The sequence below is a fragment of the Arthrobacter sp. SLBN-83 genome (assembly GCF_006715285.1).
Classification (GTDB): Bacteria; Actinomycetota; Actinomycetes; order Actinomycetales; family Micrococcaceae; genus Arthrobacter.
Genome location: NZ_VFMX01000001.1, coordinates 2,573,777 through 2,595,807 on the forward strand (window position 1 = coordinate 2,573,777; position 22,031 = coordinate 2,595,807).

24 protein-coding genes, 1 tRNA gene and 1 pseudogene are annotated in these 22,031 nt (G+C 65.9%); 17 read left to right on the top strand and 9 right to left on the bottom strand.

Annotated elements, in window-relative coordinates; all coding sequences use genetic code 11:
* Positions 1–11: 11 nt before the first annotated feature.
* Positions 12–710 (bottom strand): winged helix-turn-helix transcriptional regulator, encoded by a 699-nt coding sequence (locus FBY30_RS11940; RefSeq protein WP_018769102.1) that lies wholly within the window; start codon positions 708–710, stop codon positions 12–14.
* A gap of 341 nt (positions 711–1,051) precedes the next feature.
* On the opposite strand from FBY30_RS11940, the gene FBY30_RS11945 reads away from it, so the two are divergent.
* From FBY30_RS11945 to FBY30_RS11965, 5 genes are all read left to right on the top strand, one after another.
* A complete protein-coding gene (locus tag FBY30_RS11945) occupies positions 1,052–1,819 on the top strand; it encodes a permease (RefSeq protein WP_142133066.1) in 768 nt (255 codons plus the stop codon).
* A 173-nt stretch (positions 1,820–1,992) separates the two neighbouring features.
* Positions 1,993–2,601: an FABP family protein gene (locus FBY30_RS11950; RefSeq protein WP_142133067.1), complete on the top strand. Its 609-nt coding sequence runs from the start codon at positions 1,993–1,995 to the stop codon at positions 2,599–2,601.
* A 63-nt stretch (positions 2,602–2,664) separates the two neighbouring features.
* A complete protein-coding gene (ygfZ, locus tag FBY30_RS11955) occupies positions 2,665–3,747 on the top strand; it encodes a CAF17-like 4Fe-4S cluster assembly/insertion protein YgfZ (RefSeq protein ID WP_200830679.1) in 1,083 nt (360 codons plus the stop codon).
* Positions 3,747–4,172: an ankyrin repeat domain-containing protein gene (locus FBY30_RS11960; RefSeq protein ID WP_142133068.1), complete on the top strand. Its 426-nt coding sequence runs from the start codon at positions 3,747–3,749 to the stop codon at positions 4,170–4,172. The genes ygfZ and FBY30_RS11960 overlap by 1 nt, the downstream gene beginning before the upstream one ends.
* A 48-nt stretch (positions 4,173–4,220) precedes the next feature.
* Complete coding sequence (locus tag FBY30_RS11965) at positions 4,221–5,744, top strand: DHA2 family efflux MFS transporter permease subunit (protein ID WP_142133069.1); 1,524 nt, start codon at positions 4,221–4,223, stop codon at positions 5,742–5,744.
* On the opposite strand, the gene FBY30_RS11970 is transcribed toward FBY30_RS11965, so the two are convergent.
* The 5 genes from FBY30_RS11970 to FBY30_RS11990 all read right to left on the bottom strand — a co-directional run bounded on the left by FBY30_RS11970 (position 5,706) and on the right by FBY30_RS11990 (position 9,908).
* Positions 5,706–6,422, bottom strand: coding sequence for a GNAT family N-acetyltransferase (locus tag FBY30_RS11970; protein ID WP_142133070.1), 717 nt, complete (start codon positions 6,420–6,422; stop codon positions 5,706–5,708). The two genes, FBY30_RS11965 and FBY30_RS11970, sit on opposite strands and share 39 nt — an antisense overlap.
* Before the next feature lie 46 nt (positions 6,423–6,468).
* Positions 6,469–7,494 carry an ATP-dependent 6-phosphofructokinase gene (locus FBY30_RS11975; RefSeq protein ID WP_018769110.1) on the bottom strand — a complete coding sequence of 342 codons (1,026 nt, stop codon included), beginning with the start codon at positions 7,492–7,494 and terminating at the stop codon, positions 6,469–6,471.
* Positions 7,495–7,723: 229 nt separating this feature from the next.
* Entirely contained in the window at positions 7,724–7,981 is a 258-nt protein-coding gene (locus tag FBY30_RS11980; RefSeq protein ID WP_142133071.1) for a PspC domain-containing protein, read from the bottom strand.
* Positions 7,982–7,984: 3 nt separating this feature from the next.
* Positions 7,985–8,239, bottom strand: coding sequence for a hypothetical protein (locus tag FBY30_RS11985; protein WP_142133072.1), 255 nt, complete (start codon positions 8,237–8,239; stop codon positions 7,985–7,987).
* 1 nt (position 8,240) lies between these two features.
* On the bottom strand, positions 8,241–9,908 hold the full coding sequence (locus tag FBY30_RS11990) for a PspC domain-containing protein (protein WP_142133073.1): 1,668 nt from the start codon (positions 9,906–9,908) through the stop codon (positions 8,241–8,243).
* Between the two features lie 125 nt (positions 9,909–10,033).
* Between FBY30_RS11990 and FBY30_RS11995 the strand changes: the two genes are divergently transcribed.
* Positions 10,034–11,413: an ATP-binding protein gene (locus tag FBY30_RS11995; RefSeq protein ID WP_142133074.1), complete on the top strand. Its 1,380-nt coding sequence runs from the start codon at positions 10,034–10,036 to the stop codon at positions 11,411–11,413.
* Entirely contained in the window at positions 11,410–12,114 is a 705-nt protein-coding gene (locus FBY30_RS12000) for a LuxR C-terminal-related transcriptional regulator (protein ID WP_200830680.1), read from the top strand. The genes FBY30_RS11995 and FBY30_RS12000 overlap by 4 nt, the downstream gene beginning before the upstream one ends.
* A 172-nt stretch (positions 12,115–12,286) precedes the next feature.
* On the opposite strand, the gene FBY30_RS12005 is transcribed toward FBY30_RS12000, so the two are convergent.
* Positions 12,287–13,504 (bottom strand): pyridoxal phosphate-dependent aminotransferase, encoded by a 1,218-nt coding sequence (locus FBY30_RS12005; protein WP_142133075.1) that lies wholly within the window; start codon positions 13,502–13,504, stop codon positions 12,287–12,289.
* 277 nt (positions 13,505–13,781) lie between these two features.
* Between FBY30_RS12005 and FBY30_RS12010 the strand changes: the two genes are divergently transcribed.
* The 9 genes and pseudogenes from FBY30_RS12010 to rplL all read left to right on the top strand — a co-directional run bounded on the left by FBY30_RS12010 (position 13,782) and on the right by rplL (position 19,265).
* Positions 13,782–13,854, top strand: a tRNA-Trp gene (locus tag FBY30_RS12010).
* Between the two features lie 82 nt (positions 13,855–13,936).
* Positions 13,937–14,221, top strand: coding sequence for a preprotein translocase subunit SecE (gene secE / locus FBY30_RS12015; RefSeq protein ID WP_142133076.1), 285 nt, complete (start codon positions 13,937–13,939; stop codon positions 14,219–14,221).
* A gap of 115 nt (positions 14,222–14,336) precedes the next feature.
* On the top strand, positions 14,337–15,137 hold the full coding sequence (nusG, locus tag FBY30_RS12020; RefSeq protein ID WP_142133077.1) for a transcription termination/antitermination protein NusG: 801 nt from the start codon (positions 14,337–14,339) through the stop codon (positions 15,135–15,137).
* Between the two features lie 128 nt (positions 15,138–15,265).
* A complete protein-coding gene (gene rplK, locus FBY30_RS12025) occupies positions 15,266–15,697 on the top strand; it encodes a 50S ribosomal protein L11 (protein ID WP_018760472.1) in 432 nt (143 codons plus the stop codon).
* A 180-nt stretch (positions 15,698–15,877) separates the two neighbouring features.
* Positions 15,878–16,585 carry a 50S ribosomal protein L1 gene (rplA, locus tag FBY30_RS12030; RefSeq protein ID WP_142133078.1) on the top strand — a complete coding sequence of 236 codons (708 nt, stop codon included), beginning with the start codon at positions 15,878–15,880 and terminating at the stop codon, positions 16,583–16,585.
* 101 nt (positions 16,586–16,686) lie between these two features.
* Positions 16,687–16,803: pseudogene (locus tag FBY30_RS20995) on the top strand (GNAT family N-acetyltransferase); the annotation flags it as partial.
* Between the two features lie 7 nt (positions 16,804–16,810).
* Complete coding sequence (locus tag FBY30_RS12040) at positions 16,811–17,929, top strand: GNAT family N-acetyltransferase (protein ID WP_142133079.1); 1,119 nt, start codon at positions 16,811–16,813, stop codon at positions 17,927–17,929.
* Positions 17,930–18,225: 296 nt separating this feature from the next.
* A complete protein-coding gene (gene rplJ / locus FBY30_RS12045; protein WP_142133080.1) occupies positions 18,226–18,810 on the top strand; it encodes a 50S ribosomal protein L10 in 585 nt (194 codons plus the stop codon).
* A gap of 77 nt (positions 18,811–18,887) precedes the next feature.
* Positions 18,888–19,265 (top strand): 50S ribosomal protein L7/L12, encoded by a 378-nt coding sequence (gene rplL, locus FBY30_RS12050; protein ID WP_018760467.1) that lies wholly within the window; start codon positions 18,888–18,890, stop codon positions 19,263–19,265.
* Between the two features lie 77 nt (positions 19,266–19,342).
* Here the strand turns inward: rplL and FBY30_RS12055 are convergent, their stop codons facing one another.
* The gene (locus FBY30_RS12055; protein ID WP_142133081.1) at positions 19,343–19,840 is read right to left on the bottom strand and encodes an aminoacyl-tRNA deacylase; all 498 of its coding nucleotides are present in this window, start codon (positions 19,838–19,840) and stop codon (positions 19,343–19,345) included.
* Entirely contained in the window at positions 19,840–21,039 is a 1,200-nt protein-coding gene (locus FBY30_RS12060; RefSeq protein WP_142135218.1) for an acetyl-CoA C-acetyltransferase, read from the bottom strand. Before FBY30_RS12060 ends, FBY30_RS12055 begins: the two co-directional genes overlap by 1 nt.
* A gap of 393 nt (positions 21,040–21,432) precedes the next feature.
* On the opposite strand from FBY30_RS12060, the gene FBY30_RS12065 reads away from it, so the two are divergent.
* A complete protein-coding gene (locus FBY30_RS12065; RefSeq protein WP_235009431.1) occupies positions 21,433–21,780 on the top strand; it encodes a hypothetical protein in 348 nt (115 codons plus the stop codon).
* Positions 21,781–22,031 lie beyond the last annotated feature (251 nt).

The following is a 22,031-nucleotide window of genomic DNA, read 5'->3' on the forward strand; positions in this document are numbered from 1 at the left end:
CGGGCCGGGGCTCAGGCTTCGGTGAGTTCGTCTTCCTGCTGCCGGACCAGGGTGAGGCGGTAGCCGACGTTCCTTACGGTGCTGATGAGGTTCTCGTGGTCCGCCCCGAGCTTGGCCCGCAGGCGCCGGACGTGGACGTCCACGGTGCGGGTGCCGCCGTAGTAGTCGTAGCCCCAGACCTCGGTGAGCAATTGCTGGCGGGTGAAGACGCGGCCGGGGTGCTGGGCAAGGTACTTCAGGAGCTCGAACTCCTTGAAGGTCAGGTTCAGCGGCGCCCCGTTTACGCGGGCGGTGTAGCTGGCTTCGTCGATGATGACGCCGGCGGCGCGGATTTCGCTTGGAGCGTCTTCCTGTTCCGGAACGGCACGGGCAACGGACAGCCGGATGCGGGCCTCCACCTCGGCGGGACCGGCAGAATCAAGGACGATATCGTCAACAGCCCAAGCCGAGGAGACCGCGGCCATGCCGCCTTCGGTCAGGATCAGCACCAGCGGGGCGCTGAGGCCGGTGGCTTTGAGGAGCTGGGTAAGGGAACGGGCTCCCACCAGGTCCTTGCGGGCGTCCAGCAGGACGATGTCGCAGGGGTCCGTTTCCAGCAGGGCGGTGGGTTCGGCGGGCAGGATATGGACCCGGTGGTTCAGCAATTCGAGGGCAGGCAGGATGTCCACCGAAGAACCGGTGCTGTTGGTCAGTAACAGGATGTGCGACATTGTTCCTCCAAGGGCCGTCCGCGCATCATTGGGCGACTGAACCGGTTTCTCACCGGCCGGTACTGGCTTCCTGCAGGAGGTTTATGGACCGTCAGCACGCCGCCGGCCAGCCACCTCAGCAGGGAGCGTAGCTGAACCTTGAGTATACCCGGCGGGTCCCTTCCGGCCACAGATTGCGGCCATGAACAGGCTCGATTTGCGACATATCCGGTTCACATAAGGCAGGATTGAACCAGGGCTGACCAGCCCTGCCACGAGGGGGCGGACCAGCCTTCCGGCCGAACGCCAGGATGGGAAAACAGCGCAGTGAGTGCACCGACGAAGCACAGGCCGGGCCCTGCATGACGGCCGAATTGCAGGCACCGGTGCGTTCGCTTGGTTCCTGGACCATCGGAGTCGTAGGGATCGCCGGCCTCATCGCCATCATCGCCGGGGTCTACGCCTCACCGGAGGCGCTCGTGGTCATCGGCATCGTGATTGCCGCGGCCGTGGGCATTGGCTGGCCGCACTTCCTGCGCATCCCCGCCAAGAAGACCCTTGCCGCCGTCATCGCCCTTCCCGGTGCGGCCTCCGCAGTAGCCGCCGCACTGGCTCCGGCCCCGGGGTATCTGGACTGGACACCGACATTCGTTGCGCTGGGGATGATGGCCGTCTTCGTGGTGCAGCTGATCCGCGGCACCGGCCAGGCGCAGCGGCTCGAATCCACCCTTGGATGCTGCGCAGGCGTCCTGCTGTCCTGCCTGGGAGCGGGCTGGATCGCCGGCGCCCGCTTCAACGGTGTCCGCGAGATGCTCCTGGTGGCGGCCATCAGTGCGGCCGTGGCCCTGCTTGCCGGGCTTATCCGCTGGCCGGACAGCATCGTGGCGCCGCTGGGAGTGGTGCTGGCCGGACTGGCAGGTCCGCTCGCGGGACTTGTCCTGTCCGATATCGCCGTCCTTCCGGCCGCCGTTTTCGGCGTAGTGGTCGGCGCGGTCCTGGCCAGCTTCCGCCGCCTTGCCACGCTCCGCGGCGCCCCACTGAACATCCCCGCCGCACTGAGCATGGGCCTTGCCCCCGTTTCGGCTGTGGGGTCACTCGCCTACTTCATCGACAAACTACTCATCTACTAACGGGTTAGGATGGCACCATGTCCGTACTTGCTTTTGAAATCTTCTTCCTTGTCCTGCTCGGCATCGCGAGCCTGTCCATGGCCTGGTTCGCCGGTTTCGTGGTTTACCGCCTCTTCAAGGGCCAGAAGTAACCACCCCCTTTCCGGAGCCAGCCGCATCTGGAGGTAAGACCAATGCCCATTGAGATTCCTACAGACCTGACCCCTGAACTCGTCCCCCTTTCCTGGCTCATTGGTGAGTGGGAGGGCCGCGGCCGTCTCGGCAGCGGCGACGAGGATTCCGAGCACTTCCTGCAGCATGTCTCGTTCACCCACAACGGCCTGCCGTACCTTCAGTACCGTGCCGAAAGCTGGCTGACCGACGACGAAGGGACGCGGCTGCGGCCGCTGACCGTCGAGACAGGTTTCTGGGCGCTGGAGCGCAAGCAGTTGGATGCCGACGGCGGTCCCGGCCTGGTGCCGGCAGACATCGTGCCGGTGTTGAAGAGCGCCGACGAGGTGGAAGCGCTGCGGAACAAGGACGGCGGCTTTGACATCTCCGTGTCCATCTCGCACCCTGGCGGAATTTCGGAGCTGTACTACGGCCAGATCAAAGGTCCACAGATCCAGCTGACCACCGACATGGTGATGCGCGGCAGCCACTCCAAGGACTACAGCGCGGCCACCCGGATCTTCGGCCTGGTGGACGGCAACCTGTTGTGGCGGTGGGACGTTGCCACCGGCGGCGAGGCCGGCAAGGGACTGGAGGCCCACGCCTCCGCGTTCCTGCACCGCGTTTCCTAAGCAGGGTTCCACGGTATTCCGGGAACCCGGAATACCGCAGACCCGTGAGGACTTCTACTTCATATGACTACGCCCAGCCCTTTGTTGTCGCGCCCCGGCGCCGTTGAGGCCACCGGCCCTGACGCCGGTGTCGCCGCCCATTACGGTGAGCCGCTGCGCGAGCAGCGCGCCCTCGCAGCCGGAACCGCCGTCGTCGATCTTTCCCACCGCGGCGTGGTTACCGTCACCGGGCCGGACCGGCTGAGCTGGCTCAACACCCTGTCCTCCCAGCAGGTGGCAGCCCTCAAGCCCGGCGAGTCCAGCGAGCTGCTGCTCCTGAGCGTCCAGGGCCGTATCGACTTTGACGCCCGGGTGGTTGACGACGGCGGGACCACCTGGCTGATCGTGGAGGCCGCCGAGGCCGGGCCGCTGGCTGAGTACCTCAACCGGATGAAGTTCATGCTGCGGGTGGAGATCGCCGACGTTTCGGCGGACTGGTCCGTGATGGGAAGCACCCGTGCGGTCCCCGGATGGTCCGCCTACCTCGCCTGGCAGGATCCGTGGCCGCACGTGGGCGCCGGCGGCTACTCCTACGCCACCGTTTCCGAGGAGAACCATCCAGGCGTGGACCGTCCCTGGTTCGAGTACCTGGTCCCTGCCGCCGAACTGGAGGACGCCGTTGCCGGCCGTCCGCTGGCAGGCGTGCTTGCGGCGGAAGCCCTGCGCATCGCTGCGTGGCGCCCCCGGATCGGCGCGGAAACCGATGACAAGACCATTCCCCACGAACTGGACCTGCTGCGCACCGCCGTGCACTTGGCCAAGGGCTGCTACAAGGGGCAGGAAACCATCGCCCGCGTCCACAACCTGGGCCATCCACCGCGCCGGCTGGTCTTCCTGCAGCTGGACGGCTCTCAGCACACGCTGCCCGCCGCCGGCAGTCCGGTCCTGGCCGGGGAACGGAAAGTGGGAACGGTGACTTCCGTGGGGCAGCACTACGAGATGGGACCCGTGGCCCTGGCGGTCATAAAGCGTTCCGTTGCCCCCGATGAAATACTGACGGTCCTGGACGGCGACGAGCCGTATCCGGCCGCCCAGGAACTCATCGTCGCCCCCGACGCCGGCCAGGTTGTGGGGCGCCAGACCGGATTCCTGAGGGGGCCACGCTGATGACCGAAAACACCACGCCCGTCCACGCTGGGACGGAGGCAGCGGAAGGGCACGACGACGACGCGCTGGCTTTGGCGCATGCGCTCTTCCAGGCTGCGCGGGAAGGGAACAACGCGCTGCTGGATGCCTACCTGGACGCCGGTGCCCCCGCCACCATGACGAACGCTGCAGGGGATTCCCTGCTGATGCTGGCCGCGTACCATGGCCACGCCGGCACCGTTGAGCTGCTGCTGCAGCACGGGGCCGACGCCAACACCGCCAATGACCGGGGGCAGACGCCCCTCGCCGGTGCGGCATTCAAGGGTTACACGGACGTGGCCCGGGTCCTGCTGGGCGCCGGAGCGGATCCGGACGCCGGTGCGCCCTCGGCCCGTGCCGCGGCGCAGATGTTTGCCCGCACGGAGATCCTGGACCTGCTGGGCTAGCCTTCCCCGGGTTCCCCCGGCACTAAATAACTCCAGAAGGATGACAGAGTGGAAAACGTAGAAAAGCCGTGGCCGGCACTGTGGTCCTTGGTGATCGGGTTCTTCATGATCCTGATCGACAGCACCATCGTCTCAGTGGCGAATCCCCGGATCATGGAGGGCCTGCACGCCGACATCAACTCGGTGATCTGGGTGACCAGCGCGTACCTGCTGGCCTACGCCGTTCCGCTGCTGATCACCGGCCGGCTTGGTGACCGTTTCGGGCCCAGGCGGCTGTATCTGCTGGGCCTGGTGGTGTTCACCCTTGCGTCCCTCTGGTGCGGCCTTGCCCAAGACGTGCAAACCCTCATCGCCGCACGCGTGGTCCAGGGGCTCGGCGCGGCCGTCATGACGCCCCAGACCATGGCCGTCATCACCCGGATCTTCCCCCCGGACCGGCGCGGCTCCGCCATGGCCATCTGGGGTGCCACGGCCGGTATGGCCACCCTGGTGGGCCCCATCCTGGGCGGCGTCCTGGTTGACGGCCTCGGCTGGGAGTGGATCTTCTTCATCAACGTGCCCATCGGCGTCGTGGGCTTCATCCTGGCGCTGCGCAACGTCCCGGCGCTGAGCACCCACCCGCACCGGTTCGATATTCCCGGCGTCCTGCTCAGCGCCGTCGGGCTCTTCCTGCTGGTCTTCGGCATCCAGGAAGGCGAGACGTACAACTGGGGCACCATTAGCGGTCCCATCAGCGTGTGGGGCCTGATTATTGCCGGCCTTGTTGTCCTGGCCGCGTTCGTGGCCTGGCAGCGGTTCAACAAGGGTGAGCCGCTGCTGCCGCTGGGACTGTTCCGGGACCGGAACTTCTCCCTCGCCAACCTGGGCATCACCATGGTGGGGTTCACCGTGACGTCCTTCGGCCTTCCGCTGATCTTCTACTACCAGCTTGTCCGCGGTTTGACGCCCACCCAGTCAGCACTCCTGATGGTGCCCATGGCGTTGATCTCCGGAGGCATGGCACCGGTTGTGGGAAAGATCGTGGACCGGGTCAACCCGAAATACCTCGCCGCTTCGGGCCTGGTGTTGATGGCTGTCGCCCTGGTGTGGAACGGCCTGCTGATGCAGCCGGACACGCCCATCCTGTTGTTCCTGCTCCCGAGCGCGGTTTTGGGCTTTGCCAATGCCGGCATCTGGGCGCCGCTGAGCACCACGGCCACCCGGAACCTTCCGCCGCGGCAGGCCGGGGCCGGTTCGGGTGTGTACAACACAACCCGCCAGATCGGGGCTGTGCTGGGCAGCGCCGCCATCGCGGTCCTCATTCAATCCAGGCTCGCCGCCGAACTTCCGTCCGGCGGTCCTGCAGCATCGGCCGGTGAGGGGATGGCCATGGGCGGCACCCTGCCAGAGTTCCTGCAGGCAGGATTCTCGACGGCGATGGCCCAGTCCATCCTGCTGCCCGCCGCGGTGGTGCTGGCCGGCGCGGCCGTGGCCCTGTTCTTTGCCAAGCCCAAACCGGTCCAGGACTGGGGTGCACCGGGCACAGCGGGTGCTTCAGCGAAGGTGGACGCTGGTCTGGATTCCGCCGGCTGAGAGGCCGAGTTTCCGGGCCAGTGCCAGGCACCCTGTGTTGCTGACATCCGCGCGCCACGGCAGGGTCAGTCCGGCGGCGAGTGCCTCGTGGGCCGCGATGGACCCTGCCAGTGCGCCGAGTCCCCGGCGGCGCCACTCAGGGTCCACCAGCACGCCCATATTGGCCAGCAGGCCTTCCCATTCCCCGTAGGCACCGCAGGCCAGGGGCACCCGCCTGCCGTCCAGCTGATGCACGATGGTGAAGCGGTTCTCCAGGTCGGAAAGGCCCACTTCGTTGACGTCGTCCGGTGGGCAGCGTCCCTCCAGTTCGATCGCCTCGGGATTGCCGTGCGAGACGGTCAGTTCCCCGGACGGCTGCTGAAGCGGCAGGTCGTCGGCGAAGAACAGGGCGGCTGCACCGAGCCCGTGGCCGCCGCGTTCCCTGGTCAGTTTCAGGAGCGTGACGTGGTGGGCCATCTCCTCATCAGGAATCTCCGCAGCGGCATCGATGACGCTCTGCGGGCCCACCAGCGCCGAACTCCCGAACAGCCGCACGAACTCCACGGTGCGGCATGATTCGTCGGCGCGGACAATCCGCTTCCCGGAGGCCAAAGCGTCGCCGAAAGCGTCGTCGTCAAGGCCCAGCCGGCGCGCCCACGCCAGCTGGATGATGGCCGCAGAGCCGGGATCGAGTGTCATGGTCCCAGCCTAGGGCGGCCCGGAGGCTTAGCCGAACAGGACAGGCTTAGCCGAACAGGACCGCGGCTTCGTCGTAGCGGTTTTGCGGGACGGTCTTGAGCTGGCCCAGCGCTTCCTCGAAGGCCACGTGGCGGATGTCGGTGCCCTTGAGTGCCACCATGGTGCCCCAGTAGCCCTCCACCACGGAGTCGATGGCGGCCATGCCCAGCCGGGTCGCGAGGACACGGTCGAAGGCGGACGGAACGCCGCCGCGCTGGATGTGGCCCAGGATGGTGGCGCGGGTTTCGATGCCGGTCCGGGCTTCGAGTTCGGGGGCGAGCTGATCGGCGATGCCGCCCAGGCGCGGCCGGCCGAAGGTATCCAGGCCGCGCTCGGAGTGCGGGCTTTCCATGTGCTCCGGCACGAACCCCTCGGCCACCACCACCAAGGGGGCGCGGCCACGGTGGTGGGCTTCCTTGACCCATTCGGTGATCTGCTCGATGCTGACTTTTTGCTCGGGAATGAGGATGGCGTGGGCACCGGCGGCCATGCCCGCATGCAGGGCGATCCAGCCCACGTGCCGGCCCATCACTTCGGCGATCATGCAGCGGTGGTGGGATTCACCGGTGGTGCGCAGCCGGTCGATGGCCTCGGTGGCGATCTGCACTGCGGTGTCGAAACCGAAGGTGTAGTCGGTGGCGTCAAGGTCGTTGTCCACCGTCTTGGGGACGCCGACAATTTTCAGGCCTGCGTCGGTCAGGCGCTTGGCCGCTGCCAGGGTTCCCTCACCGCCAATGGCGATGATGGCATCGATGCCCAGCCGGTCCATGTGGGCCTTGATCGCCTCGGGGCCGCCGCCGTTTTCGAACGGGTTGGTGCGGGAGGTACCCAGGATGGTGCCGCCCTGCTTGGCGATACCGCGGACCATAGTGCGGGGGATGTCGATGATGTCGCCCTCCACCACGCCGCGCCAGCCATCGCGGAATCCAACGAATTCCTGGCCATGGACGGCGATGCCTTTCAGCACTGCGCCGCGGATGACGGCGTTCAATCCGGGGCAGTCGCCACCGCTGGTGAGGATTCCAATTTTCATGTTCGGCTCAAATCCTGGGAGAAGGTTTACAGGCAGAGCGCCACGCTGAGCTCACCTAGAAGTGTAGTGGGGTGTGTGGGGTACGACACAAACCGGTTACATAAGGGTGCGCTGTCAAGAAGCGGGGAACAGCGAAAGGCCCCTGCCTGGGCGAATCATTCGCATCAGGCAGGGGCCTTGGGCCGGTCAATGGAAGCTGGGTCCGTTTGAAGCGACCGGCGGGGTCCGGTCAGGGCCGGTTGAGCGACCGGCGGTCCAGGAACGTCTGGAGCAGGATCTCGTTGCGCTGGTCGGGAATGATAATCCAGGCCAGGAGGTAGAAGATCACGGCGGGTCCGGGGAGCAGGCAGAACAGCAGGAAAGCGATGCGGACGTAGGCCACGTCCACGTTGAGCTGGGCCGCGATGCCACCCAGCACTCCGCCGAGCCAGCGCTGCGGACCGCGCTTCAGGCCAAAGCCCCTGACAATGCTGAAGAACTTATCCATGGTTCAAGACTTCCCTGTAGTTGGTTCGTTGTCACGTTTCCGGGCGGAGAGCAGGCCGCCCACCACCAGGGCCACGCCCGCCCCGATCATGAGGCCGATCAGGACGTAGGTGCCGTTGAGGGTGACGATGCCCAGCTGCGCCACGATGATCAGCGCGGCCAGCGCCAGGACGATCAGTCCCCACACCACCGTCCCCACCCTGGCAGGTGCCGCGTCCCCTGTGCCCGGTTCCGTCGTCGTAATGTTGCTGCTGTCCATGTCAGTTGCCTTCCTGGATGGTGACGTTGCTGAAGGTGCCGTCGATCTGCACCACCAGGTGGTTGCCGGGCCTGTCCGTGTTGTAGCTGCTTTCGCGGGTGGTGGTGCCGCCGCGCTGGCCGCTTGCTTCGTTCAGGTTCCCCATGGTCATGTCAGCCTTGATGTCCACGGGCACGTTGTGCGGGATCACCACGGTGACGTTGCTGGCGGTGACGTCCAGGGGAACTACGACGTCGGAGGTGAGGGGGGCGCTTGGGGACAGGCCCGTGAGGTCCACGGTTCCCCGGCCGGCGGTGATGTCGATGCCCCCGCGCGCCTCCTCGATGCTTGCCGGGTTCCAGTCCACCTGCTGGAAGCGCATCCGGCCGTCGTCCACGGTGTTGTAGACGCCACCGGTGACAAGGGCGATCACGGCGAAGAGGCTCAGGATGCCCGCGGTCCGGCCGCGGAAGCCCGCCACCAGGATGCCCAGGCCCAGGACCCCGGCTGCGCTGGCCCACACGATGGCGTTCGCGGAACCGCCCAGGTGGATGAGGTTGGCGGCGTCCAGCGCCTTGAGCCCGCCGCCCACCAGCAGGGCGCAGCCAGTTGCGATGGCGACGGCCGGGGCGCCGGGACCGGACGGCCGGGGCTTGGGCGGCCGCGGCGGGACCCATGGAGCAGGGTAGCTGCTTCCGCCGGGTACTCCGCTGCCGGGGCCGCCCGGTGCGCCGCCGCCGGGTGCACCTGCGCCAGGCACCCTGCCAGGGGGAACGCTGCCGCCATACCCGCTGCCGGTTCCCGTGCCGTCGGTGCCGTAGCCGCCCTGGCCGTAGGGGCTCAACCCCGCGCCGCTGCCGTACGTGGGACCACTACCGTAGGTGGGTGCCCCGCTGCCCAAAGTAGGCGCCGAAGATTGCCCTGGTGCCGGCGCTGGGGCCGTGCCGGCGGAGAACGACGACGTGTATCCAGTGCCGGAGCGCCCCGTGGGGTGGGTTGTACCGTGGACTGGCCCATGGCCGGCCACGGTGGGGTGGGCCTTGTTGCGCTGGGAGAGGTAGTAGACCACGTAGATCGCGCCGCCCACCCAGAAGACTGTCCACAGCAGGCCGCTCAGGCCGTTGTGGCTCCACCCCCAGAAGCCTCCACCCAAACCCGTTAGTCCCAGGACAGTGGCGATCAGGGAGCCCGTCATGCCGCTTGACCAGCGCCCGGCGCCGGCTTCCTGGACGTGGATCCTGCCGTCCGGTTCCGGAAGGAAAGCCCATGCCAGGCCGTAGAGCAGCACGCCGACGCCGGCCAGGAGGGTCAGGACGATGAAGACGCCCCGGATGATGATGGGGTCCACGTTCAGCCGGTGGGCGATGCCGCTGCACACGCCGCCGATCCACCGGTCGTTTCCACGGTAGATGCCGTGGCTGCGGATCCAGCCAAAAAAGTCTGTGGAGGGGGCCGGAGCCGCGCTGTTTTGGAAGGCGTATTCAGGGGCCGGAGCAGCGCCAGGGCTCGAACCAGTACCAGGGACCGCACCTTCACCATCGCCGGCGGAGGGATGCGGCCCGGAGGCCGAGGGTATCGAATCTGAAGACGGCAGCGGCTCGGTTGGCCGCTCGCTGCCCATGCCGTGCGGCCCTTCAGGGAGGGGCTCGGCAGGGTGTTCGTCGTCGGGGGAGGGAGTCTGCGAGTTCATATCTAGATCCTCCCGTCCGGGCCCGTTGCCGCTCTACTGGGGGAAACCCTGAACCGTCCCTGAGCTGTCCCCGGGAACCGGTCGAACGCGGTCCGGGCCACCCTGATCCGTGCTTGGATTGATCCATGACAACCCTCCCGGCGCGCCCACCCCTGGCACGGAGCAGCGACCGTGTCATCGCCGGGGTGTGCTCGGGCCTCGCCGCACACCTGGGCCGGCCGGTGAAGAACGTCCGGCTGGCCATGGTCCTCGCTTCCTTCGCGGGCGGGGCGGGGCTGGTCTTCTACGCGTGGCTATGGATCATGGTTCCCACAGCGGATGAGGCCGCCCGCCGCAACGCCCGCCGGCCGGCGTCGCCCATTGCTCCTGCCGTGAGCCAGCCATTAACAGGCCAGCCAATGCAGGGCCAGACCGCCCCGGGCCAACCGGCGCAGGGAGCCGCCCCCGACGGCGGAACGCCCCCAGGTGCCGCCGGTTCCGTTCCGGACGGCGTAGCATCCGCCGCCCCGCCATGGTTCCGGGCGCACGGCATGCGGTACGGCAAGGAGATCCTCCTGGGCTGCGGGCTGCTGCTGGTGGCCGGCATCATGATTGCCCAGCTGCTGGGCGTGGACGTCTCCCTCGGCACGCTGATCCCCGCCGCCGCAGTCCTGGGCGGTGCCTCCATCGCCTGGATGCAACTGGACGAAACCGGTCGCGCCGGACTGGTGGACAAGACCAAGGCGGACCAAGCCGGTGGATGGGGGCGGCTGGCCGCCGGACTGGCCCTGGTGGTGGCCGGCGTGCTGGTGATGGTCTCCGGCTCCGGGTCGTGGGAACAGACGTGGCTCGCGCTGCTTGCCTCCGTGGCCGTGCTGGGCGGGGTGGTGCTGGTCCTGCTGCCGTGGGCGCTGAAATTCTGGCGGGACTTGGAAGCTGAGCGCGCCGGCAGGATCCGCGAGACGGAACGGGCGGAAATAGCTGCCCACCTCCACGACTCCGTGCTGCAGACGCTCGCCCTGATCCAGCGGCGGGCGGGCAACGAGCACGACGTCGTCCGCCTGGCCCGTGCCCAGGAGCGTGAGCTGCGGGGCTGGCTGTTCCAGGACCCGGGCCGCGAAAGCGGGCAGCTCTCGGACCGCATCAAGGCGGTTGCCGCCGAGGTGGAGGACCTGCTGGGCAATGCCGTGGAGGTGGTTACCGTTGGTGATGCGGCCATGACAGAGGCACACGAAGCCTTGGTCCAGGCCAGCCGCGAGGCCATGCTCAACGCATCACGCCATGGCGGCGGCACTGTCTCGGTCTACCTTGAGGCGTCGGACGGGCAGGCAGAAATTTTCATCAAGGACAGGGGGCCCGGCTTTGAGCTGGGCGACGTACCGGCGGACCGGCTTGGGGTGCGGGAATCGATTATAGGCAGGATGAACCGCCACGGCGGTTCGGCTGCCATCCTCAGCACAGGGGACGGCACAGAGGTCCGGCTCAAGCTGCCGGCTGCAGCAGAACACGCGGAAGGGAAATCATGAACACGAGCCAGGGGACAGGTGCACAGGGGACAGGTGCGGGAAGCGGCCGCCCCGCCACCTCCGTGCGGGTGGTCATCGTGGATGACCATGCCATCTTCCGGTCCGGGCTGAAAGCAGACCTCCACTCCAGCATTCAAGTAGTGGGGGAGGCCGCCACGGTGGAGCAGGCCATCGCCGTGATCGCGGAACAGCGGCCCGACGTCGTCCTCCTGGACGTTCACCTGCCTGGCGGCCTCGGCGGCGGTGGACGGGAGGTTATCGCCGGTTCCGCCGCGTTGCTGTCCACCACGCGCTTCCTGGCCCTGAGCGTCTCAGATGCGGCCGAGGACGTGGTGGCCGTGATCCGGGCCGGCGCCCGGGGCTACGTCACCAAGACCATCTCCGGCGCCGAGATCACTGACGCCGTGTACCGCGTGGCCGGCGGCGACGCCGTCTTTTCGCCCCGCCTTGCCGGGTTCGTCCTGGACGCCTTCGGAACCGCCCCCGCGGACATCGCCGACGACGAACTGGACAAGCTCTCCGCCCGCGAACTCGAGGTCATGCGCCTTATAGCCCGGGGCTACAGCTACAAGGAAGTGGCCAAGGAGCTCTTCATCAGCATCAAGACCGTGGAAACCCACGTGTCAGCAGTGCTGCGCAAGCTCCAGCTTTCCAGCCGCCACGAACTGACCAAGTGGGCCGCAGAGCGTCGCCTCCTGTAACCCCAAACCCCCGCTCACTTCTGGCAGCTATTTCCCAAACGCCCGCTCAGCTCTTACGCCTCAAACGCCGACGCCCGCTCACCTTTGCTGCCTTAAACGCCAACGCCCGCTCACTTTCCCTAAAGAAGTGAGCGGGCGTTTGGATTAAAGCTGCGAAAGGTGGGCGGGCGTCCTACTGGGCCTTGCCCAGGAAGTCCTGGAGGCGCTGCACACCCGTGGCGAGGTCGTCGTCGCCCAGGGCGTAGGACAGGCGAAGGAAACCGGAGGGGCCGAAGGCCTCGCCCGGAACCACTGCCACCTCAACCTCGTCGAGGATCAGCGAGGCCAGCTCTGCGGAGGTCTGCGGCGTGGCGGTACCGGACGCCGTCGGGAATTCCTTGCCCAGGAGCGCGCGGACATCCGCGTACACGTAGAAGGCACCCTTCGGCGTCGGGCATTCCACTCCGTCGATCGCGTTCAGGCCGGCGACGATGGCCTTGCGGCGGCGGTCGAAGGCCACCTTCATCTCGTCGACGGCGGTCAGCGGCCCGGAGACAGCGGCGAGGGCGGCAATCTGCATGATGTTGGACACGTTGGAGGTGGCATGTGACTGGAGATTGGTGGCGGCCTTGATGACGTCGGCGGGGCCGATCATCCAGCCCACACGCCAGCCGGTCATGGCATAGGTCTTGGCCACGCCGTTGAGGATGACTACCTTGTCGCCCAGTTCCGGGGCAGCGGTGGCGATGGAGGTGAAGGGGACGCCGTCGTAGGTCAGGTGCTCATAGATCTCGTCCGTGACCACCCACAGGCCCTTGGCCGCGGCCCACTTGCCAATCTCGGCCACCTGCTCCGGGGAGTAGACGGCACCGGTGGGGTTCGACGGCGAGACGAACAGCAGGATCTTGGTCCGGTCCGTGACGGCTGCTTCGAGCTGATCCACCGTCACCAGGTAGTCCTGTTCCGGACCGGCGAAGACCTCCACGGGGACGCCGCCGGCCAGCCGGATCGCCTCCGGGTAGGTGGTCCAGAACGGGGCAGGCACAAGGACTTCATCGGCCGGATCCACCAGGGTGGCGAACGTGTTGTACACGGCCTGCTTGCCGCCGTTGGTCACCAGCACCTGTGACGGGTCAACCTTGTAGCCCGAATCGCGCAGGGTCTTCTCGGCGATGGCCTTCTTCAGCTCGGGCAGCCCGCCGGCGGGGGAGTAGCGGTGGAACTTGGGCTGGCCCGCAGCCTCAATGGCCGCCTGGACGATGTAGTCCGGGGTGGGAAAGTCGGGTTCGCCCGCACCGAAGCCAATCACCGGCCGCCCGGCCGCCTTCAGCGCCTTGGCCTTGGCGTCAACGGCCAGGGTTGCGGATTCGGCAATGGCGGAAATGCGTTGGGAAACGCGGGCGGCAGACATGGCAGGTCCGTTCTTCGCTTGCAGCCCGGAGGCTGGAATGTGGATTCGACGATTTCTACTCTATGCTGTTCACCGGACCCTCCGGGGTGCCGGTTTTGATTTATGACTGCCCCCGCGCAGCAGGTTTCAGGCCGGTGGTTCGGACGGGCCGGAACGGGCTGGTTTTACCTACGCGAAGTTCTTGCGTAGACTGGTTCACCGGTGTTGAAACACGGATGATGACGTGTGCCCCAGTCCAAGCTGGTGTTGGGTCGTCAAAGAGTGGCATTCACTCCATAGGGTAGTGGCGCAATTGGTAGCGCAGCGGTCTCCAAAACCGCAGGTTGCAGGTTCGAGTCCTGTCTGCCCTGCGCAAGCTGTTCCGGGCGAGAGCCCGGAACAGGCGCAGCAACCATGGTTCTGATCAGGGCCGGGTAATCCACCATTGCAAAGATGAGCGAGGACCAGGTGACCGAAACAGCTGCCAGCAGCTCCAAGGGCCGCCCAGCTAAGAAGGAAGCCAAGGCAAACTTCTTCGCCCGCATTGCACTTTTCGTCCGCCAGATCATCGGCGAACTGAAGAAGGTTGTTGCCCCCACCCGCAAGGAACTGATCAACTACACGCTCGTGGTGCTGGTGTTCGTGGCCATCATGATGGTCATCGTCAGCCTGCTGGACATTGGTTTCGGAACCGCTGTCAGCTGGATCTTCGGCGGCACCGGCTCCAAGGACAGCTAAGGCTGCACGGTCCGCAGGCCGCGTGTTCCGCCCGGGAAACCGGGAAGGAAGCACCGGTGTGCGGAATTGAGCCATTTAAATAGGCATGTTAGGCAATGAGGAAGCAGGAGACCAAGTGTCTGAGCAGGAGCTCGAGGTAACCGAGACTGGGCTGGAAGAATCCCCGGACGTCACGGCAGAAGCCGGCGAAGAGTCCGAGGTTGAGTCCTCCGCGCCCGAATCCGACGACGCCGCCTCCGACGTTGCCGACGCAGACGCAGAAGCCGGCGACGAAGAGACCGACGCCCTTGCCGCCGCGGCCGCCACTGCAGCTGCAGACCCGGCCGAGGAATTCAAGGCCAAGCTGCGCCGCCAGGAAGGTGACTGGTACGTCATCCACTCCTACGCCGGGTACGAAAACCGCGTAAAGGCCAACCTTGAAACCCGCATCCAGACCCTGGACATGGAAGATTACATCTTCGAAATCCAGGTGCCCATGGAAGAAGTCGTGGAGATCAAGAACGCCCAGCGCAAGGTGATCAACCGCGTCCGCATCCCCGGCTACGTTCTGGTCCGCATGGACCTGACCGACGCCTCCTGGGGCGCCGTCCGCCATACCCCCGGCGTCACCGGCTTCGTCGGCAACGCCCACAACCCGGTCCCGCTGCGCCTGGACGAGGTCTTCTCCATGCTCGCCCCTGTCTTCGAAGAAGAGCAGGCCGAGAAGGGCAAGCCGGTCAACAAGCAGAACCAGGCTCCCGTGGCCGTGGACTTCGAGGTCGGCGAGTCCGTCATCGTCAAGGAAGGCCCGTTCGAGACCCTTCCCGCCACGATCTCCGAGATCAAGCCCGAGTCCCAGACGCTCGTGGTGCTCGTCTCCATCTTCGAGCGCGAAACGCCCGTCACCCTGGCGTTCAACCAGGTCACCAAGATCTGAGAATCCTAGAATTCGTCCCGGCGCCGCCCGCTTAGCGGCACCGGAACGGCCGGCCGCCTTGCCATGGCGGCCACAAACCTGAGGCACGCTCCTGTGCCCCAGGACGTTATTGAGAGAAGGACCCTACATTGGCTCCCAAGAAGAAGGTCACCGGCCTCATCAAGCTGCAGATCCAGGCAGGTGCCGCCAACCCGGCCCCGCCGATCGGTCCTGCGCTTGGCCAGCACGGTGTCAACATCATGGAATTCTGCAAGGCGTACAACGCTGCGACGGAAGCCCAGCGCGGAAACGTCATCCCCGTGGAAATCACGGTCTACGAGGACCGCTCCTTCACGTTCATCACCAAGACCCCGCCGGCTGCAGAACTCATCAAGAAGGCTGCAGGCGTTGCCAAGGGTTCATCCACCCCGCACACCGTCAAGGTTGCCAAGCTGACCCAGGCCCAGGTCAACGAGATCGCCTCCACCAAGATGGAAGACCTCAACGCCACCAGCCTCGAAGGCGCAGCGAAGATCATCGCCGGCACCGCCCGCTCCATGGGCATCACCGTCGAGGGCTAATACCCCTTTACCGCTGTCCAGCGTCAGGGTCTTTGACGACGACGGGCGGCACCGCCGGGAAACCGGCACCAATAAAATTCAAATGTTGGCCATCCGGCCGGATAACGAACCGGATTGGGCGACTGTGGCAGGGCCCAGCGCGGTCCGCAGACCACAACTGCACAAGGAGAAACAAGCAGCATGGCAAAGCGCAGCAAAGCATATGAGGCAGCAGCCGCCAAGATCGATGCAACCAAGCACTACGCACCGCTCGAGGCAGTAACGCTGGCCAAGGACACCAACCCGTCCAAGTTCGACGCCACCGTTGAGGTTGCTTTCCGCCTCGGCGTCGACCCCCGCAAGGCTGACCAGATGGTCCGCGGCACCGTCAACCTGCCTCACGGCACCGGTAAGACCGCCCGCGTCCTGGTCTTCGCCACGGGCGACAAGGCAGAGGCCGCAATCGCAGCCGGCGCCGACTTCGTTGGTTCCGACGACCTGATCGAAAAGATCGCCGGTGGCTGGACCGATTTCGACGCAGCCGTTGCCACCCCCGACCTCATGGGCAAGGTTGGCCGCCTCGGTAAGGTCCTGGGTCCGCGTAACCTGATGCCGAACCCCAAGACGGGCACCGTGACCCCCGATGTCACCAAGGCCGTCAACGACATCAAGGGTGGCAAGATCGACTTCCGCGTCGACAAGCACTCCAACCTGCACTTCATCATCGGCAAGGTTTCCTTCGACACCACGAAGCTGGCCGAGAACTACGCAGCAGCCCTGGAAGAGGTTCTCCGCCTCAAGCCGTCCGCTGCCAAGGGCCGCTACATCCAGAAGGCCACCGTGGCCACCACGTTCGGCCCGGGCATCTCCGTGGACCCCAACGTCACCAAGGTGCTCACCGAGGCGTAGTCCTTGATTGAAGTTCCTGCCCCGGGCTGATTCCGGAGCATCCGAAGACCGTCCCGGCGCATCAGCGCCGGGACGGTCTTCTTTTGGTGCCGCCGACGCCGGCGCGCTCGGTCCTGACGTGGAATGAGAGCGCAAACCAGCATATGCTGGCCATAAATATTGCACTCGGATTCAGGCCTGCTGGCTATGGAGGTGAGTGGCAGAAACGGCTGGGATGATGCCCGAATGGCAATAGACGTTAAGATCGAGCAGCTCTGGATCCCCGACTCATTGGACACCCCGGACGCTGCGGACTTCCTGGCTGCCGTGGAAGTGGGCCGCAAAGTGCGGATGCAGACCTGGGGCAGTGACGATCTCGCCTATGGGCCGCTCGAGAAGCTGCTGGAGTTTGCGGACCCCTATGAGCGCCAGCTGATCCTGGTGGCCAAGGTGGACGGCGCCATCGTGGGCACGGTGGACATCGCGCTGCCCCTGACCGACCACCTTGACCTGGCCGAGCTCACCCTGGACATCCTGCCGGAGTACCAGCGGCAGGGCGTGGGACGCCGGCTGCTGGAGGCGGCAGAACATCTGGCCCGGGGCGAAGGGCGCACCATGATCCTGGTGGACACCAACCACCCCGGCGCGTCGCTGCATGAGTTTGAGCAGGCCCAGTTGGTTCCTGGATCCGGCCAGGGGTTTGTGCCGCTGGAGAGCCGGGAGGTGGAGTTCGCCCGGAAGACCGGATACACGCTCCAGCACATCGAGCAGTTCAGTTCCTGCCTCCTGCCCCTGGACACCAAGCTGGTGGCTGACCTGCAGGCTGAAGCGGAGGAGGCCAACAACGGCAGGTACCGGTTGCACCACTGGACGGACCGTTGTTCGGAACGCTGGCTGGAAGCGGTGGCGGCCCTTGAAAACCAGGCCGGAGTAGACGTTGACCCGTCGCTGGATGCGCCGATTGAGCAGGACATGGTGTTCGACGCCGGCATCCTCCGGGAGGCGGAAGAGGTCGCCATCGCGCAGGGGAGGCGGACGGTGGTCACCGCGGTGGAGCACATCGCCACGGGAACGCTGGTGGGACTGACCACCATCACGGTGCTGGCGCACCGGGCCGACGTTGTGTTCCAGGACGATACCCTGATCCTGCAGGAGCACCGCGGCAACAAGCTGGGCCTGCTGATTAAGGTGGCCAATATGGAGCGGCTCAGCGAGCAGTTCCCGGATGCACGCATCATCTACACCTGGAATGCGCCGGAGAACCGGTACCTTCTGACGGTCAATAAGCAGCTCGGTTTCCAGACGGCGGGGGTAACGGGAATCTGGCAAAAAGAGCTTCCAACCCTGCGCACCAGCACCAGTTGAGCGCCGATTTGGCCGGCGGGCTGTGCCTCGCGTAAGCTGGAGGTACCAAAGACCGTCGGTTGTTGGAAATCCACTCTCCTGAACATGGCTCAACTCTGCAGTTGTGCTCTGGGGACCACAGTGGCTTTCCGGACGAAGGACCCTCAACGCAGGGCGGCCGGCGCAGGTGAACGAAGCAAAGCTCCACGGTATAGCCCTGTTGAGCCAAGCCCCGTGCATCTGCGCGGGGCGTTTTTAGTTATAGCTCTCTTGAGCGGGGACCGTCGAATACCGGCACTATCCCCGGAAGGAGGGTTATGGCAACGCCTACCAAGGTTTCAGCAGTAGCTGAGATCACTAACGATTTCAAGGAATCGAACGCCGCTGTCCTGACCGAATACCGCGGGCTCACCGTTGCACAGCTCAAGCAGCTGCGTGTTTCTCTCGGCCAGGACACCAAGTTCGCGGTCGTCAAGAACACCCTGACCGCCATTGCAGCCAAGGAAGCCGGCGTCGAAGCATTCGACGGCCAGCTTGCCGGCCCCACTGCAATCGCGTTCATCAAGGGTGACGCAGTTGCCGCTGCCAAGAGCCTGACGGATTTTGCCAAGGCCAACAAGCAGCTGGTCATCAAGACCGGTTACTTCGAGGGCAAGGCGCTGGACGCCAGCGAGGTTGCCGCACTGGCTGCCCTCGAGTCCCGCGAGCTGCAGCTCGCCAAGGTTGCAGGCGTCCTCAAGGCCCCTGCCGCCGCAGCTGCACGCATCATCGACGCACTGCGCCTCAAGCTTGAAGAAGAGAACGGTGCACCGGCAGCTGCCGAAGCGCCCGCCGCTGAAGAAGCTCCCGCCGCTGAAGCAGAAGCGCCCGCCGCTGAAGCTCCCGCTGCCGAAGAGAACTAATTCTCTTACCCCCACCAGACTCCGGTGCCAGTCCGGCCCAGCGCCGTTCGGACACCACAACAGGAAGGACGCCTACCATGGCGAAGCTCAGCAACGAAGAGCTCATTGAAGCTTTCAAGGAACTGACCATCATCGAGCTCTCCGAGTTCGTCAAGCTCTTCGAAGAGACCTTCGAAGTTACCGCTGCTGCTGTAGCCGTTGCCGGCCCTGCCGGTGGCGGAGCTGCTGAAGAGGTCGAAGAGAAGACCGACTTCGACGTCATCCTCGAATCTGCCGGTGACAAGAAGATCGCAGTCATCAAGGAAGTTCGCGCCATCACCTCCCTCGGCCTCAAGGAAGCCAAGGACCTGGTTGACAGCGCCCCCAAGGCTGTCCTCGAAGGCGCCAACAAGGAAGCTGCCGAGAAGGCCAAGGAGCAGCTCGAGGCTGCAGGCGCCACCGTTACCCTCAAGTAACAGCGCCTTTTCCCAGGAAACCCCGCCCCACTGCGAACCAGTGGGGCGGGGTTTCCTGCTTTAACCAAGTACGGGCGCTAGCCTGGCTCGCTGATATCGGCCACCACCGCGTCCAGGGCCGACGTGAGCGCGTCGGCATCAACAAAGGCGCTGTAGCCGTGGGCGCCGGCCCCCATGGAGATGCGGCGTCCGGTAATGGTGGCATCCGCGTAGACAGGCCAGGAAGTGGTGCTGCCCAGGGGCGTGATGGTGCCCCGCTCGTAACCGGTCGCTTCCAGTGCGGTTTCCGCAGGCGGCAGGGACAGCTTGTTGACGCCCACCAGCGTACGCAGCTTGGGCCAGGAGATTTGCCGATCGCCCGGGATCAGGGCGAACAGGAAGGTGCCGTCCTTGTGTTTTACCACCAGGGACTTGACGATGTCCGCCGGGCTGATGCCCAAGATTTCCGCTGCCTCTTCGAGGCTCTTCGCCGCGGGCCGCTCCACTACCTCAACCTGCAGGCCCCGGGCCTCGGCGTCGGCCAGGAAACGTTCCTGCCCGACGCCGTCCGCTCCGTTACCCGATGCGCCCGCCATCAGTCGCGGTACAGCAGGAGGGCCTCGCCCTGCCCGCCCCCGCCGCAGAGGGCTACGGCAGCCTTGCCGGTGCCGCGCCGCTTCAGCTCATGGGCAGCGTGGGCGGCCAGTCGGGCCCCGGAGGCCCCAATCGGGTGCCCAAGTGCGATGGCACCGCCGTGGATGTTGCACTTTTCCAGAGGGTAGTCCAGGTCCTTGAGGGACTGGACGGCGACGGAGCCGAAAGCCTCGTTGATCTCGATGAAGTCGAGGTCCGAGGTGTTCCAGCCGGCCTTGCCGAGGGCATTCATGATGGCGTTCGAAGGCTGGGAGTGCAGGGAGTTGTCAGGACCTGCAACCTGCCCCGGCTTTCCCACCACCGCCAGGTATTCCAGCCCATGCTCTTCTGCGTAGCCGCGCGAAGAAAGCACCAGGGCGGCGGCGCCGTCGGACAGGGGAGAAGAGTTTCCAGCCGTGATGGTTCCGTCGGTGACGAAGGCCGCGCGCAGGCCGGCCAGCGACTCCACTGACGTATTCGGGCGGACGCCCTCGTCGGTATCCACCACCAGGGGGTCGCCCTTGCGCTGCTTGACGCTGACAGGTGCGATCTCGCCGTCGAACGTTCCGTTCTTTGCCGCAAGCGCGGCGCGCTGGTGCGACTGGGCCGCTACGTTGTCCTGGGACGTTCGGTCGATGCCCAGCGTGAGGTTGCGCGTCTCGGTGGACAGGCCCATGGACTGCCCGTCAAAGGCGTCGGTCAGGCCATCGTGTGCGGCAGCGTCCAACGCCTGGATGGATCCGTACGTCCATCCTTGGCGTGATCCGGGAAGCAGGTGCGGGGCCCGGCTCATCGACTCCTGCCCGCCTGCCACCACCACAGCTGCCTCGCCGGCGCGGATCATGCGGGCGGCGTCGATTACCGCCGTCAGGCCGGAAAGGCACACCTTGTTGACCGTTACCGCCGGGACGTTCCAGCCGATACCGGCGCCGATGGCGCTCTGCCGGGCCGGGTTCTGTCCGGCCCCCGCCTGGAGCACCTGCCCCATGATGACCGCCTCCACGTCGGCGGACTCCACGCCGCTGCCTTCCAGCGCGGCCTTGATGGCGTGGGCACCGAGGTCCACTGCCGTGAGGCTCGAGAGTTGTCCGTTGATCCGACCCTGCGGAGTCCGTGCCGCCCCGAGGATGACAACGTCGCTGCTGTCAGGAGAGTTGACCATGGTTACCACTTTCAATCCGGTTCCGGTGTAGGCCACCAAGGCTATCGTGAGCCTGGTCACCCAACTATTCAAACGCTGGAACGCCTATGTGCATTCCTGGCTTCGGTGCATGCCCGGCAGGGGAGCGGTGCCCATCACCGCATGGTGCACGACGGCGGCTGCTTGCGTAGGGTGGATGGCGAGGCTTTGCGGGGGATGCGCTTTGCGCGGAACCGGCCGGCAGGCGGGACGGACGGAGTGGGGATCATTAAGAAGACAGTGACAACGGCAGCGATCGCGGTAGCTGCAGGTTGCGCGCTGGCGGCCTGTTCTGTGTCCACGCCGGCACCGTCCACGCCGGCACCGGTGGACTCGGCCCAGTCCAGCCCATCCTCTCTGGCCCCGGGGCGGGGAATGGAGAGCAGCAGGCCCGCAACCGGCACGGCTAGCCAGGGCGCCAACGCGGCCGCCACCCGGGAAGCCTGCGAGCTCTTCAACAAGCTGGTGGCGGACTACGGAGCCGTGTCTCCCACCGACTCCAACGGCTACGAAGACGTGTACCTGAAGGCCCAGGACGCCAAGGACACGGTCTCGGGTGACCTCAGGGGGCTGTTCAGTTCCCTGGGCCTGCTGGCGATGGACCGGTCCTCGGCAGCGGAGTCCGGCGGCAAGCCGGCGCAGGAATCCCAGGACGCAGTCAGGGATGCCGTCTTCGCCAACTCCGCGGCGTGCACGGCAGCGGGCGTGACGCTCCGGCTCTGACAGCGGGGCCAGGAGGCCGCAGCGGGGACCGGATATCCGGTGCTTGCAATCCGACCGGATGTGGGGTAGACACGAAGGTTGTTTTGCCGTATCGTAGATATTTGCGTCTTCCCTGTTTACCTTCAGCCTTCATATAGCGGTGGGCTTCGCCCGGCAGCTGGCAATCAACGTGCCGTAACAACGGTCACAGCATAGCCAGTTCCGGGTCCCGGGTCATATAGCGGAACCGGATGGTAGCGCTGCGGAGTCAC

Bases quoted from the DNA above. Each gene is read 5' to 3' on its own strand.
- FBY30_RS11940 (WP_018769102.1), bottom strand. From the start codon at position 710: ATGTCGCACATCCTGTTACTGACCAACAGCACCGGTTCTTCGGTGGAC.
- FBY30_RS11945 (WP_142133066.1), top strand. From the start codon at position 1,052: ATGACGGCCGAATTGCAGGCACCGGTGCGTTCGCTTGGTTCCTGGACC.
- FBY30_RS11950 (WP_142133067.1), top strand. From the start codon at position 1,993: ATGCCCATTGAGATTCCTACAGACCTGACCCCTGAACTCGTCCCCCTT.
- ygfZ (WP_200830679.1), top strand. From the start codon at position 2,665: ATGACTACGCCCAGCCCTTTGTTGTCGCGCCCCGGCGCCGTTGAGGCC.
- FBY30_RS11960 (WP_142133068.1), top strand. From the start codon at position 3,747: ATGACCGAAAACACCACGCCCGTCCACGCTGGGACGGAGGCAGCGGAA.
- FBY30_RS11970 (WP_142133070.1), bottom strand. From the start codon at position 6,422: ATGACACTCGATCCCGGCTCTGCGGCCATCATCCAGCTGGCGTGGGCG.
- FBY30_RS11975 (WP_018769110.1), bottom strand. From the start codon at position 7,494: ATGAAAATTGGAATCCTCACCAGCGGTGGCGACTGCCCCGGATTGAAC.
- FBY30_RS11980 (WP_142133071.1), bottom strand. From the start codon at position 7,981: ATGGATAAGTTCTTCAGCATTGTCAGGGGCTTTGGCCTGAAGCGCGGT.
- FBY30_RS11985 (WP_142133072.1), bottom strand. From the start codon at position 8,239: ATGGACAGCAGCAACATTACGACGACGGAACCGGGCACAGGGGACGCG.
- FBY30_RS11990 (WP_142133073.1), bottom strand. From the start codon at position 9,908: ATGAACTCGCAGACTCCCTCCCCCGACGACGAACACCCTGCCGAGCCC.
- FBY30_RS11995 (WP_142133074.1), top strand. From the start codon at position 10,034: ATGACAACCCTCCCGGCGCGCCCACCCCTGGCACGGAGCAGCGACCGT.
- FBY30_RS12000 (WP_200830680.1), top strand. From the start codon at position 11,410: ATGAACACGAGCCAGGGGACAGGTGCACAGGGGACAGGTGCGGGAAGC.
- FBY30_RS12005 (WP_142133075.1), bottom strand. From the start codon at position 13,504: ATGTCTGCCGCCCGCGTTTCCCAACGCATTTCCGCCATTGCCGAATCC.
- secE (WP_142133076.1), top strand. From the start codon at position 13,937: ATGAGCGAGGACCAGGTGACCGAAACAGCTGCCAGCAGCTCCAAGGGC.
- rplA (WP_142133078.1), top strand. From the start codon at position 15,878: ATGGCAAAGCGCAGCAAAGCATATGAGGCAGCAGCCGCCAAGATCGAT.
- FBY30_RS12040 (WP_142133079.1), top strand. From the start codon at position 16,811: ATGGCAATAGACGTTAAGATCGAGCAGCTCTGGATCCCCGACTCATTG.
- rplJ (WP_142133080.1), top strand. From the start codon at position 18,226: ATGGCAACGCCTACCAAGGTTTCAGCAGTAGCTGAGATCACTAACGAT.
- rplL (WP_018760467.1), top strand. From the start codon at position 18,888: ATGGCGAAGCTCAGCAACGAAGAGCTCATTGAAGCTTTCAAGGAACTG.
- FBY30_RS12055 (WP_142133081.1), bottom strand. From the start codon at position 19,840: ATGGCGGGCGCATCGGGTAACGGAGCGGACGGCGTCGGGCAGGAACGT.
- FBY30_RS12060 (WP_142135218.1), bottom strand. From the start codon at position 21,039: ATGGTCAACTCTCCTGACAGCAGCGACGTTGTCATCCTCGGGGCGGCA.
- FBY30_RS12065 (WP_235009431.1), top strand. From the start codon at position 21,433: ATGGAGAGCAGCAGGCCCGCAACCGGCACGGCTAGCCAGGGCGCCAAC.